The organism is Streptomyces sp. NPDC006385 (genome assembly GCF_040612485.1).
Taxonomy (GTDB): domain Bacteria; phylum Actinomycetota; class Actinomycetes; order Streptomycetales; family Streptomycetaceae; genus Streptomyces.
This window is the reverse complement of sequence record NZ_JBEXQG010000128.1, coordinates 1-12657: the sequence shown is the minus strand read 5'-3', so window position 1 is coordinate 12657 and position 12657 is coordinate 1. Positions and strand designations below refer to the sequence as shown.

General features: G+C 67.0%; 13 protein-coding genes. 4 read left to right on the top strand and 9 right to left on the bottom strand.

Annotated elements, in window-relative coordinates; all coding sequences use genetic code 11:
* Positions 1–227: 227 nt before the first annotated feature.
* Together ABZ078_RS43165 and ABZ078_RS43160 are read left to right on the top strand one after the other, a co-directional pair.
* Complete coding sequence (locus ABZ078_RS43165; RefSeq protein WP_356584017.1) at positions 228–560, top strand: hypothetical protein; 333 nt, start codon at positions 228–230, stop codon at positions 558–560.
* Between the two features lie 104 nt (positions 561–664).
* Entirely contained in the window at positions 665–1000 is a 336-nt protein-coding gene (locus tag ABZ078_RS43160) for a deoxyxylulose-5-phosphate synthase (protein ID WP_086602836.1), read from the top strand.
* Between the two features lie 269 nt (positions 1001–1269).
* On the opposite strand, the gene ABZ078_RS43155 is transcribed toward ABZ078_RS43160, so the two are convergent.
* The 5 genes from ABZ078_RS43155 to ABZ078_RS43135 all read right to left on the bottom strand — a co-directional run bounded on the left by ABZ078_RS43155 (position 1270) and on the right by ABZ078_RS43135 (position 5278).
* Entirely contained in the window at positions 1270–1638 is a 369-nt protein-coding gene (locus tag ABZ078_RS43155; protein WP_356584016.1) for a hypothetical protein, read from the bottom strand.
* 30 nt (positions 1639–1668) lie between these two features.
* Positions 1669–2406: an IS21-like element helper ATPase IstB gene (gene istB / locus ABZ078_RS43150; RefSeq protein ID WP_356584018.1), complete on the bottom strand. Its 738-nt coding sequence runs from the start codon at positions 2404–2406 to the stop codon at positions 1669–1671.
* Positions 2407–2411: 5 nt separating this feature from the next.
* Positions 2412–4001 carry an IS21 family transposase gene (istA, locus tag ABZ078_RS43145; protein ID WP_356584015.1) on the bottom strand — a complete coding sequence of 530 codons (1590 nt, stop codon included), beginning with the start codon at positions 3999–4001 and terminating at the stop codon, positions 2412–2414.
* Positions 4002–4291: 290 nt separating this feature from the next.
* Positions 4292–4840: a hypothetical protein gene (locus ABZ078_RS43140; protein WP_356584014.1), complete on the bottom strand. Its 549-nt coding sequence runs from the start codon at positions 4838–4840 to the stop codon at positions 4292–4294.
* 27 nt (positions 4841–4867) lie between these two features.
* Positions 4868–5278, bottom strand: a complete 411-nt coding sequence (locus ABZ078_RS43135) for a hypothetical protein (RefSeq protein WP_356584013.1) — start codon at positions 5276–5278, stop codon at positions 4868–4870.
* A 189-nt stretch (positions 5279–5467) separates the two neighbouring features.
* On the opposite strand from ABZ078_RS43135, the gene ABZ078_RS43130 reads away from it, so the two are divergent.
* The gene (locus ABZ078_RS43130) at positions 5468–6034 is read left to right on the top strand and encodes a Uma2 family endonuclease (protein ID WP_356584012.1); all 567 of its coding nucleotides are present in this window, start codon (positions 5468–5470) and stop codon (positions 6032–6034) included.
* 611 nt (positions 6035–6645) lie between these two features.
* Here ABZ078_RS43130 and ABZ078_RS43125 read toward each other — a convergent pair.
* The 3 genes from ABZ078_RS43125 to ABZ078_RS43115 form a co-directional block, all read right to left on the bottom strand.
* Complete coding sequence (locus tag ABZ078_RS43125) at positions 6646–8244, bottom strand: DUF4041 domain-containing protein (RefSeq protein ID WP_356584011.1); 1599 nt, start codon at positions 8242–8244, stop codon at positions 6646–6648.
* 1307 nt (positions 8245–9551) lie between these two features.
* Positions 9552–10403 (bottom strand): MBL fold metallo-hydrolase, encoded by an 852-nt coding sequence (locus ABZ078_RS43120; protein ID WP_356584010.1) that lies wholly within the window; start codon positions 10401–10403, stop codon positions 9552–9554.
* Positions 10404–10662: 259 nt separating this feature from the next.
* The gene (locus tag ABZ078_RS43115) at positions 10663–10977 is read right to left on the bottom strand and encodes a hypothetical protein (protein WP_356584009.1); all 315 of its coding nucleotides are present in this window, start codon (positions 10975–10977) and stop codon (positions 10663–10665) included.
* Between the two features lie 698 nt (positions 10978–11675).
* On the opposite strand from ABZ078_RS43115, the gene ABZ078_RS43110 reads away from it, so the two are divergent.
* On the top strand, positions 11676–12059 hold the full coding sequence (locus ABZ078_RS43110) for a hypothetical protein (RefSeq protein ID WP_356584008.1): 384 nt from the start codon (positions 11676–11678) through the stop codon (positions 12057–12059).
* Positions 12060–12285: 226 nt separating this feature from the next.
* On the opposite strand, the gene ABZ078_RS43105 is transcribed toward ABZ078_RS43110, so the two are convergent.
* Positions 12286–12657 (bottom strand): DNA-directed RNA polymerase subunit alpha C-terminal domain-containing protein (locus ABZ078_RS43105; protein WP_356584007.1); only part of this gene is annotated, 372 nt, incomplete at its 5' end.

The window sequence follows — 12657 nt, the reverse complement described above, 5'->3', positions numbered from 1 at the left end:
CCACTCGCTATCGGTGAGTTGCGCACGCGTCACAGCACAGTCCTACCGGACTGACACCCGACGCCGGGCTTGATCACAACTAAAGACAGCCCCTAAAGCGGCTGCCGGGGGCACAGAGAAACACCTGGTCAGAGGCCCTTTCGTCCGTCGGACGGGAGGGCCTTCGTCCTCGCAGCACACATATGGCACACATACCGCTGCGGGCAGAGGGTGGGGAGCTGTGCGAGATGCCCGCGAAGGACGAGCTGGTCCAGCGCCGGTACGAGAAGCCGGTCGACCGCTTGGAGGGCCTGATGCGGGCTTCCCTGAAGCCTCGCTACGAGGGCTACCACGGGCAGCTGATCCTGAGCAGCGGCGATCTTGAGGAGATGGGCGAGCTGAAGGACGTTCGTCGTGCTGCACGCGAGGCGGGCCGCCGTCTTGGCTGGCACCCGAAGACCCACGTCGTCGACGCAAGGCTCTTCGTGTATGACGACCGCGAGGTCCCCAAGGAGATCAGCGAGCTGGCCGCGGGGGATGCTGCTGACGCCATCGACGCCGAACTCCGCGGCGGCGAGTAGAAGCAAGTACGGTCAGCCGTCGCCGCCCCACCCCTGCTGAAGAGCCTGCGCAGCATGCCGGAAATCTGTCGAGCCCGACCCGGTGGCGGCTCTACCCTTCCCGCATGGCCCATGGAAAGACCTCGTACGTTTGCCTGCCCTGCCGGGCCTCGTACAAGCAGCCCTACCCCGGCTACCACGACCACGACCGGGTCTGTCCACGCTGCGCCGAACCACTGATCCACGTCGGCTCCGCCTTCGCGGCACCCAAGAGGCGGGACACCGCCGCCTGGCGCACCCTCTCCGTGCTGCTGCACGCCGGTGTGCGCTTCCACAAGAGCTGCTGCGGCGGCCCCGGCTACCGCCCACGCACCCTCAGCGAGGTGCGCGAGCGGATGGCCTACGCCCGGGCCACCGGAGAACCGTTCGCTCAGGCGCTGGTCCGCCGCGACCTGCCCTAGCAGCCCGAAAGCAGGGGGCACTCCGCCGCACCGCCGAAGCAACCCCTGCTGTCATACACAGCACGCTACGTGTCCAGGGTCAGCGTCGCGGACTTGTGGCCCACCATCGTCTGTACGACGTTGATGTCCGCGCCACTGGCGATGGCGGGTGCGGGGTGACGTTCAGGAGCCCCAGCTGTCGACGGTCACGTAATTCCCCGGCGATGTGGTCACGTAATTCCCCAGGCTTTTGGGCCAGGAGGCGGGCTCCGCTCTCGCGGAGCCCGCGGTCAGACCTGCCAGTCGAGTTGCTGCTCGGGGACACCGACGGAGCGCCCATAGTGCTGGGCTTCGCTGCGGCCTTCGGCTTGTCCGCGGGGGTAGCGGAAGACCTTGTTGGCAAAGATCACGAACGTTTCGTCGGCGGTATGGAAGTCGGTGTACCAACCTCCCGATGAGGCGAGGCAGGAAGAGAGCTGGTCCGCGAGCCGCTCGGCGGCGGACTCCTCGGCGGAGAATTCCAGGAGTGTCCAGTGCCGCGGCTGGTGATCACCGCGGTTCGTCATCTCGACCCGCGTCAGCTTGGTGATCTGCAGGGGGATCCCGGTCAGCTGGGCTCCGACCCGCAGGCTCTCGGCGATCAGTACTCCCTGAAGCATCCGAACCTCCTTGATGTTGGTGTCGTGACACTAATTTCCCTTTCCAGGGCGCTTGTTGGGCCGGTAGCTCGGGCCGTTCATGATGACCTGGTGGCTGGTGTTGATCAGCCGGTCCAGCAGCGACTCGGCGACGACGGGGTTGGGGAAGAGGGGATACCAGTCGCTGGGCGCCCGGTTGCTGGTGATGATCAGAGACCGGCCTTGTCGCTCGCTGACAAGTTCGTAGAGGTCGTCGGCCTGGGACGCGGCCAGCTGGCGCATCGCGAAGTCGTCCAGGATGAGCAGGTCGGGTCGGACGAGGTCGCGGATGCGCTTGTCCCAGGTGCGGTCCGCATGGCCGCCGGCGAGCTCGGCCAGGATCCGGCTGGTCTTGGCGAAACGGACGTTGGCTCCCTGACGGATGGCAAGGTGGCCGAGGGCCTGGGCGACGTGTGTCTTCCCGACACCGACCGGGCCGAACAGGATGACGGACTCGCCGGAGTGGAGCCAGCGCAGGGCGGCCAGGTCGCGGATCTGGGCTGCGGGCAGCTTCGGGGAGGCGTTGAAGTCGAAACCTTCCAGGGTTGCTTGCTGCTCGAACTTCGCTTTGCGCAGGCGTGGTTCGAAAGCGACGGTCTCTCGGCGGGTGATCTCGTCCTGGCAGAGGACCTGGAGGAAGTCGAGCTGCCCGAGTTCACCCTTCTGGGCCTGGGTGAGGCGGGCATCGAGGGTCTCCAGCATCCCTGACAGCCGCAGGGTCTTGAGCGATTCGCGCAGGGCGGTGGTCATCACGCTCACCGGGCAGCCCCCTCGGCGTCACCGCGGTCCTGGTCATGGTGGAGCTGGCCCGGGGTCTGCATGGGGATGGCGAACAGGCCCTCGGGCCCGTGCAGGAAGGCCGCGGCTCCGGCGTCACCGGTCTCTGGCTCCGGGTCGGTCTCGGTGCCGGCGACCAGGATGCCCTTGACGGTGCGGTAGGACGGGTCGCCGACCGTGACCGCCTTGCGGCAGGCGGCCTCCAAGCGTGTGTCGCCGTACTTCTTCCGCAGGCCGAGGACACCCTGGGCGGCCCGGAGGCGGTAGAGGGCGTTGACCTCCAGGAGCTGGTCGATCACCTCGCGGCAGGCGTCGCCGACTTGCGAGGCTTGGCCGCGGCACCAGATCGGCGTCTTCATCTGGAAGGCGATCTTCTCGGGCGGGTAGTCGCCTCTGTCGGTGCGCTTGCCCTGTTCCAGAGCGGCGTGGGTCTTGACCAGCTGGCCTTCGTGGAAGACCTGGACGATGGTGGCGGTGGAGCGGACATCAACGCGGCGGCCGATCAGCTTCCAGGGCACCGAGTAGAGAGTGCGGCCGACCTTGATGTGGATGTCCGGACCGACCGTCGCGGTCGACCATCTGGCCAGCACGAACGGTGTCTCCGGCAGCGGCAGGAGGGCCTCCGCCTCGACGGCTTCGAAGACCGTCATCGGCTTGGCCCCGTCCAGCGGCCGGCACTGCCGTTGCCCGGCCACGTTCCTCGCCCAGCTCAGGGCCTCGGCCTGCATGTGCTCCAGCGAGGTGAAGGTCCGCCCGCTCCAGAACGAGTCACGGACATAGGGCATGGGCCGCTCGACGCGGGGCTTGTCCTTCGGCTTCGAGGCCCGGGCCGGGTCCACCAACGTCCCGTAGTAGGAGGCGAGTTCGGCGTACGACTTGTTGATCTGCGGGTCGTAGAGGTCCGGCTTGTCCACCCCGGTCTTCAGGTTGTCCGGCACCAGGCGGCGCGGGACACCGCCGAAATAGCGGAAGGCTTCCGCGTGCGCGAGGGTCCAGGCGTGCTGGTCCATGTGCACCACCGGGCGGACGAACATGTGCCGCGAGCACGGCAGCACCATCACGAACGCCCAGATCCGATGCCGCTTGCCGGTGGCCGGGTTGATCCACTGCCCCAGGAAACCGTAGTCGATCTGGGCCTCCGAGCCCGGCTCGACGTTCTCACGCAGCACCGTGACCTTCGAGCGGGCCGCCTCATCGGGCAGGTTCTCGTGCACCCAGCGCCGGAACGTCGACAGTGACACCTTCAACTTGCCTTCGTCCCGAAGGCGTTGGTGAATCGTGGTGACGGTCGTCGTCTTCAGCAGTTCCTTGACGTAGTCGCGGTGCGGCTCGATCTCTCCCCACCTGACCTGGCTCAGCTTCCGGCTGGCCAGCTCCGGGAACCAGCTCTTGAGCAGCTTGGCCCAGTCCGCCTCGCTCATGGGCGGCCCACCCGGGGTGATCCCCGCCGCCTCCGCCGGTGCCAGGTACTTCCTGATGGTCTTGCGATCCACCCCCAGCGAGGCGGACACCTGGCTCTTGGACCGGCCCGCGTACCAGTGCACGTAGATCTCAACGATGTCGACCACGGTGAACGTTCTCCTTGCCATCCGGTGCGTCCGTTGGCCTCTCGGCTCGCAGGCCGAGAGACCGTGACGGCTCCGAGAGGTCCAGACCCTCAACCCGGGCACCGGCATGCCCATGGGGATCCCGACCGATTCGCAAGGAAGACCTAATAGTGTCTCAAACCACACGAAACAGGGAAGATCGGGCCAGTTCGAACGTGGTCAGCGGCGCCACGACGGTCAGTGCCCCGGTGGGGAGTCGTGACCACGGGGGTGGGGAATTACGTGACGCTGATCATGCAGATCGTGGGGAATTACGTGATCGCCGACACCAGCTCGGCCTTCACGACCGCCGGCGCGAAGAACCGCTGACGGAAGTTGCGTGCCTGTAGCGATCCACTCTGCGGGGCCGTGAAGAGTAACTGCTCGTCTCCCCGTCCCCGAATGTGCGGCTTCAACTCCTCGGCCAGCAACCGCGGGATCGGTACCGACCGGCGCTCGTGGTTCTTGGGGGTGTCGAGGTAGAGCTTGTCGTTGTCCTCGGCGTACGCCTCTACGATGTGCGCCCGGCAGGCGTCCAGGTCGACGCGGCCCACCTTCAGCGCGGATGCCTCGCCCCAGCGCAGGCCGGTGGCCAGCAGCAGGATGAACACCCGGTAGGCGCCTGACGCGTTGGCCAGCGCGTCGACCTGCATGTCGTCGAGGTACACGTGATCAGCGGGCATCGCCTTCGGCAGGGGCACGCCGACAGCGGGGTTGGCCGCCAGACGACGGGCCTTGACCGCGTAGCCGAGAACGCGGCCCGCGGGAGGCTCCTCGGCCGACAGCGGCATCCACACTCGGTTGGACGTCGCGCACGTCATTCTCGTCGTCTGCGGGGTCTGCCGCCGTCACTTCGGGCACCGTTTGCTCCTGCCACCCGTCCGTCCCGTTGCTGTCGGTGCCGGCCTCCAGAAACTGCGCCTGATGCTCTGGGAGCGCGATCGGCGTCCGGCCATCCGCATCTGCCTGGCGAGGCACGACCAGCGTGTGTGCCCCGCTTGCGCGATCTCGCGACGCAGCCCTTCGACCGCGGTGCGAGTGTCGCCCAAGTCGCCCAGCATCCGCTCCTGGCGGCGCCGCAGTTCCCGGTTCTCTTCGCGTAGTGCGGCCGTGCCTTGCTGGACGTTCTCCAGGGTCTTGCGACGCAGCTGGTCCTGCTCTTGGTGGAAAGCCCCGAGCCCGGTGGTCGGGTCGTTGAGCGCTCCCTGTATCTCTTCGAGCTCTTTGAAAATCCTCTCGATGTCGTGCCTCCGCGCCACGCAGCCTCCTCGCCGTTGACTGGTCAACGAGCCCATGTCTCCCCATCCGGAAAAATCGAATGAAGCGACACTTTCCAGCCGCTTTACTCCTGGCGACCGTGAGGATACGTCCGGTGTACCGGGCTGGCTGGGACAGTACGCTGAACCCAGCGGGATCAGGCCCGCAGCACAGTGTCCGGGAGGTGCTTCATGACGGCCGAGATGGTGGCCCCGGCATGGATGCATGAGCAGATCACGGCGGAGGAGTACGACTCCTGGTCCGAGGAGCAGTGCGCCGGCATCGAGGTCGTGGACGGGATGGTCGTCGTCAGTCCGAGTGCGTCCAAGCGGCACAACCGGCTGGCCCGGATTCTGGCGAACGCCCTGGATTCCGCCGCGGGCCCGGAGTGGAATGCCGACACTGGCTTCGACGTCCGGCTTCAGGACGTTCCGCTCACCAATCGTCGCCCTGACGTCGTCGTGTACCGCGCAGACACGATCGACATCACCCCGACCCGCCCTGAGCACGTGCTGCTGGTCGCGGAGGTGGTGTCGCCGGGCTCGGAGACCACCGACCGGATCGTGAAGGTCGACCAGTACGCCAAGGCAGGCATCGGCTTCTACTGGCGCATCGAGCAGGCCGCGACAGGCGTTCCTCTCGTGTACACCTATGTTCTCGACCCGGCGACGAAGACTTACCGGGAGGGAGACGTGTTCACGGGCGTCCTCAAGGTAGTAGCCCCCTTCCCGGTGGAGATCGACCTCGGCCAGGTCTGAGCCACGCGCTGCTCAGCAGCCAGCAGCGTGTGAGCGATGCGTGAGCGGACGGCCCGATACGGGACGGCATGAGCCGGATCAAGTGGCTCACCGTGCGGTTCTGACCAGGGAAAACAGCATCGCGCGGCAGTGTCAGGCATCACCCGGCAAGGATTCGACCCCACTGCTAAAGCGGGTGTCGCAGGTTCGAATCCTGCCGGGGCTGTTTTCGTGTGTGCGGGGACACTGCGGGGACGTAACGCTAGGCGACCCGCATGGCGCGACCTCCCGCTCACCGGTGACACCGCGGTCGCTGACTCCGCCACGGCTCCGCAGATGCGGGTCACCGAACAGAACACGCTGGAGCTCAGCGGCCAGATCATCATTACCGGCCAGCGCCTACGAGACGAGGCGGTACTCGCACTGCTACCCGAGGACTACCGACCCGCCGTGGCTTGTACCGTTCCGGTTGCTTCGAACATCCGCAAGCGGGTGTGGCTCGCGATCACTGCCAGCCGGGGAAGTGACTGCTCATCTCGCGGCGGGAAGTACCGCCAAGGTCACCTGGATCAGTCTGGATGGCGCCGCCTGCCGTCTGGACGTACCCGATGAGACTGGCTGAGTCGAGCCCGTCAGTGCCCAGCCACGGTCTGGCTGGCCCTCCATTCAGGAGCCTCGGGTGTTTCCTGGAACTCCAGGAGGTGCTGTCCGGCGAGCCGCTGCAGGGCGTCGCGCACCTCTGCCGGTGTGACGTAGAAGAACTCCCGGCGGAGGTTGACCCGGTTGACGCGGCGGGACTCGAAATCCTGGTGCAGGCGGCGTTCCAGGCCGACGGCGTCCTCACTGAAGATCAGGGCGTGTACGTCGAAGCGGAAGGGGACGGACGCGTCCCCGAGTTCGATGACGCGGTCCATGGGATCGAGGCGCCGGGTCATACCGATCTTGACCATGCGTTCGCCGAACGCTCCGACGTTGGAGATGACGTAGACGTATCCGGCCCGGATGTTGGCCTCGCGGGCCTCGACCGCTTCCAGTTCGGCGCCCAACTCGGCGAGCTTTCCTTCAAGTTCCGCGATGGCGGCCGCATCGCCGGTGCCGGAGCGCAGGCGGCGCAGGGCGCTCTCGTAGTGACTGCGTTCCTTCTCCAGCCGCTGACGCTCGCGTTCGATCTCGCGCTGCAGGCGCTCCTCCTCGCGCTGCTGGGCCCGTAGCTCCCGCTGCTCCTCCCGCTCGGCCTCCTTCCTCACCAGGTAGTCGGCCGTCAGCTCCAACTCCTGCACCCGCAGCCGGTGATAGTCATCGCCGATGCGGATCTGCATGGTGGCACCGAGCCGGGCGATCGACTCCCGTGTCTTGCCGAGCCGGTCGATCAGCGAGTCGAGCCGGTGCGGCTTCATGCCGCGCACCGCGTTGTCCGCTTCGGCGTTGTACGCGCGCAGCATCAGCTTGGAGAAGTCACGGACCATCTTGCGGCCCTTGGCCGCTGAGCCGTCCACCATCCAGTACTGGTTTCCGAGCACAGCCCGGTCGTCCTTCGCCAACTGCTTGTAGCGCACCTTGAGAGCGTCGAGCCGGTCCTTGTAGGCGAGCGCGTCGGCGAGCGGATGACGGTACTCGTAGATGCCGGCTTCCTGCAGCATCCGCATCTCGTCAGTGAGCACCAGATCCCGGCGCGCGGCCGTGAGACGCTGTTCGGCCTCCGCCGTCTGGCGAGCCATGTCGTCGGCTTGGCGGCGCACGTCGGCCAGGGACTGCGCGGCGCTCTCGGCGGCGTGCTCTATCTTCTCGTCGAGGAGAGCGTCGATCCGTCCGATCTCTTGGAGCTTCTCCTCGTGCGCGCGGCGCAGTCGCTGCTGCTCGGCGGCTATCTGCGCGCTGTCGGCTCCGATGAGACGACTCAATTGCTCCGTCAGGTGACGGTTGTCTTCCTGTAGTCCGCGTACCTGTGTTTCCATCAGCGCCAGCTCGCCCGCCAGACGCGCCGCCTCGGACTCCGCTTGCTTACGGCGCCGGCCGAACAGGCCACCGCCTGTGGCCGGGACCGTCGCCTGAGGACCGTAGGGGGAAGGCTGGAGAACGGGCGCGCGCGGCTGCGGCGAGGACTCCTCCGGGACCCAGATCTGCCAGCCCGGGGGTGTCGGCCATGCGGGATCCGGTTCCCAGCCCGGTGGCGGGCTCCACCCCTCCGGCGGGGCGGGCCAGGTGGGCGGCGGGTTGAACCGGTAGGTCATAGGGCAACGACTCCTGTCGCGAGGGCGAGAGACGGTCGGCGTATCCCCGACGCCGTCCGGCAGCCAGCGGGCCGAGTCGAACGTACTCGGCCTTGTGGACCTTCGTCCTGCCATCTCCTATTTTTGGGCCTCCTGGCAGCAGATCTGGCGTGATGGGTAAGCCGCAGGGAGCCGTTAGACTCCGGCCGCTGTCAGGGCGACCCTCCGCCGGCAGCGAAGTGCCCTTCGTTTTGAGCCGTCTCCAGCAGATGAGGCCGCAGGCCAGGGGGACGAACACGTCGTGGTTCGGTGCGGCGTTCCCATCGCACAGCAAGTCGCTTGAACTGGTGGAGCTGAGCGAAGGTCTGCTCCACGACGTGGGTGTCCTCCACGATCACGTTCACGACCTTGCCGCTGTGGACGGAGCCGTCAGAGAGCCCCGATCACACCGCACTCGTGTGGATCAAGGTCAGAGCCCGGTCGGTACAGCAGGCACTACCCGCACCAGGGCGACGCCACCACTACCAGGTGGCCCGCCTGCCTGTGATGACGATTCCGTCAATCCCGTCGCGGCCTCGGCGATCCCCACGCCAAGACCAGGGCGGTCCTCCTCCCTACACCGATGGCGCGGGCGGCCGAGGACCTGCGGATGGTGCCGGGAGCAACGGATTCAGCACACATGGGGCCCGGAAATCTCGTGAACACGTGAGAACCACGGAGGGTGTTTTCCCTGGCCAAGCACCCTGCAGTGCGCATCTATGCAGGTCACAGTCCTGCCCAGGCAAAACTCCTTTAAAGCGGGTGTCGCAGGTTCGAATCCTGCCGGGGGCACAGACAGAAGGGCCAGCTCACGAGGGATTTCCTCCCAGGCTGGTCCTTCGGCGTTTCAGGAGTCATGCCAAAGACCTGCCACTACGTTACGGGCCCGCAGGCTCGGCCCCGGAGGCGTTGGAGGCCCGCCCCCACCAGTCCGAATCATGGCACCGAGCCGATCGGCGATGGCCCGGTCCCGGTCGCTGGTCATGTGCTGGCAGATCAGCGCGGCGACCTGCCCCAGCTGACGAAGGCCCGGCCTCGCACCTGAAGCGGGCCTCATGCATGCTCAGCCGCATGAGCGCCTACAGCAGCGATGTCTCCGCCCCGCTCCAGCCCGGCCGGTGCCCGTGCCGCGCGCACAGCAATCAGCCGCCTATGTCGCCACTCCCGCAACTACCCCGCCTTTCTCGGCCTCGCGGCCGCCTTGTGCTGCTACAAGCGGCTGGTCCGCCTCACCACATAGGACACCGTCAAAAGCGGGTGTCGGTTCGACGAAGACACGTGAACACCAGTCACGTTGCCGACGGCCGCGGCTGTTCCGGCGGGACGGACCCCTCGGCGATCGCCATCCACTGGTCGAGGTCGGCCTGCGTGAACTCTGGCCACGGCGGAATCTCAGGAAGCTGGCGGAGAAGGTCGAACGCCTCCGCGATCCGTGGCCGGCGAATCACCGGCGAGTGGCAGCCGGCGATGACCTCGGCGTCCAGCCGCTGGAAGTCGTCGACCACTGCCCGGAACTTCTGGCCCTCCAGCAACGCTACCCAGGGCGAGACCAGGCGCCCGCCGAAGAACTGCCCGTCACGGAATTCATCCGCGGATAGTCCAGCGCTTTCGGGCATGGGATCGGGCACGTTCGTTGCGAAGGTGTCCACTGCCCACACGACATTGGTCTTCGGGTCGAAAAGGGCGCGGGTTGTCGGGTTGTCGTACAACGGCGGCCGTTTGGCAACCAGCGTTCGATCACCCACATCCACCGTATCGCCGTCGATCATGAAGCGGCACCGGTTGATCGGCGTCTCCCACTCCTCGGCCATGCGCCCGATCGAAAACCAGGTCGTCAGCAGCGTCGCGTTTGGGCATGCGGCGAGAACCGCCAGAAGATTGCCGGCGTGATCACGGTCATCGTGAGTGAGGAAGATCCACCGCACGTCCAACGGATCCACCACGGACCATGCGGCCTCCAGCCACTGCGATCGCACCGCCGGTGCCCCAGTGTCCACAAGCACCGGCTCGGCTCCCCGGATCACCATCGAATTCATTGGGAAGTGGCCGACCGGCGGGGCTTCCAGGGCCCACGGGATGACGAACGTCTCCTCGGCGATCTTGTACGGTTGCAGAAGATCAAAAGCTTCCATGGTGGTCATCGCTGCTCTCCCTCGAACGGAGTTCTGCGGCAGCGCTTGTCCATCCAGTCCAACCCCATGGCGCGCACTAGTCAAACGCAGAACAAACACGCTGGCGTCGGTCGGATACGTCATTCCTCACGGCCGCATTCCGCACGGCCGCGAGGGCGAGCACTCCCCGGGTCTTCCCAGGCTGAGGGCTCAGGCACGTCAGCATGTGGGTTCGTGCCACAGCTGCCAGATCACCCAGCCTCTCTCCTGAAGTGGTTGTCCAGCGTGATCACCTTGTCCACAGCCGCTGGAACTCTTCGGCCGGGATGGCCTCCAGCGGGTCCTCTTCAGGGTCGATCGCTTGGTCCGTCAGGCCGCCGTGCTCGTCCTCCAGGTGCTCCCAGCTGTACCGATGGAGTTGGCCGGCCGAGGTCAGCTCGGCCTGCTTGACAGCGATCAACTCGCCGCGGTCAGGTACGGCCTCGATGTACCACAGAGCACCCTCCTCGTCGACGTGGCGGAAGTGGTGCCGCAGGGTGGCGGCCTCATCGAGTGCTCGGAAGTACGCCGCGGTCTCTGCTTTGATGCGCTCCAGGTCAGCCACGGGATCATCGTGCCAGCGAGCGCGCGCGGTTGTTCCCGTCTGACATCCACGAGTGACATCGACGGCGCCGGACCCCAGCACTCCTGGGCGGTCCGGCATGCCGGCGTGGCCGGGTGGCTTCCCGATGGCGCCGCACCTCCAGCGCATGGACGCCGGCGGTTGCCCGTGCACCGCGAACGCGCGAGGAGGATCAGGACCCCGAGTCCGTGCCGGACGATGCTGATCCTTGGTACCCCTGACACCGCGGGCGAGGTGCGTTCGCGGTGGTGGACAGCCCACCGGAATGGCGCCTGTTGTTGTAGTGGCCCTTGCCCGACCTCATCTGCAAACCCGGCAGGGGCCGCGGGGCGGTGGCCCGACGGGCCTGGCGTCGGCTGGATGCGGCGGCGTCACGAACTCGTCGACGTTGCATGGGAGTTCCGTCGGCGACCTAGGTCAGCGGCGGAGATCCCAGGCCGCCTCGCGCTCGTGGCGCGGCCACACGGGTGGTTCTGCGCGGAGCGTCCATGCCCGTGTTCGGCCCGGTGACGGCTTGGCCGTGCAGGGAACTTGGGCCGGGCGCGGGGCCGACACCCTTGCTCGCTGGTCACACGATCCGGCGTGCCGACGAGCGTATTTCAGACATTTACGCATTAACCTCTCGTCACCTTATGACGTGGCGGATCGCGTACGCGTCCGCTTCAACGCTCGGAGAAGACATGCGCAAGCCTCACAAGACCGCTGTCGTGGCCGTCCTCCTCAGCGCCATCGGCTTCCTCGGCACCGGCACCGCCTACGCCGACGGCCAGGGGCACGGACACAAGCACGGACACAAGCACGGACACGGGCACAAGCAAGGGCACAAGCACGGGCACAAGCACGGACAGGGACACAAGCAGCAGGGTAAAGAGAGCAAGTCGCTTCTCATCAGCCAGAGCACCTCATGCTCGACTGTCGAAGAGAACGTCGACGTACAGGGCCAGTTCGGAATCGAGAACGGTCGGGAGGGCAACCGGTCTCACGGCGAGGGCTCGCCCGGCTCGCAGACCACCAAGCTCGGCTCAAGCCAGGGTTGCAACAACACCGTCGTCCTCGGCAGGTAGCTCACCCGGGGCACCGCAGCCGGGGCTGGGGCCGGGGCTGGGGCCGGGGGAACCCGGGCCCCAATCTTTGTCGCCAAGAGGGGGCGGGGGTGGGGAATGCGGATCCGCAGCCGATGTCGCCGAGGGGCCCGGCTCCGGACCGCCTCGGGGAGCCGGGTGCGGTCGGCCGGCGCTCATCGCCAGCCGCCTCCGCCGTCCCGGCTCCCCCGCCGCCCGGCGCGCAGCGTCAGTACTGCTCGGTCTCCACGAATCCCGCGTCCGCGTTGTCGTCGGCGCCAAAGGCATCCGCGGCGGCGGTCGGGTCGAATCCGGGCGGGCTGTCCTTCAGGCCCAGACCGAGGCCGGCCAGCTTCGCCTTGACCTCGTCGATCGACTTCGCACCGAAGTTACGGATGTCGAGCAGGTCGGCCTCGGAGCGCGCCAGGAGCTCACCCACGGAGTGGACGCCCTCGCGCTTGAGGCAGTTGTAGGAGCGGACGGTCAGTTCGAGCTCCTCGATGGGGAGCGCGAGGTCGGCCGCCAGCGCGGCGTCCGTCGGAGACGGACCCATGTCGATGCCCTCGGCGTCGATGTTCAGCTCACGGGCCAGACCGAACAG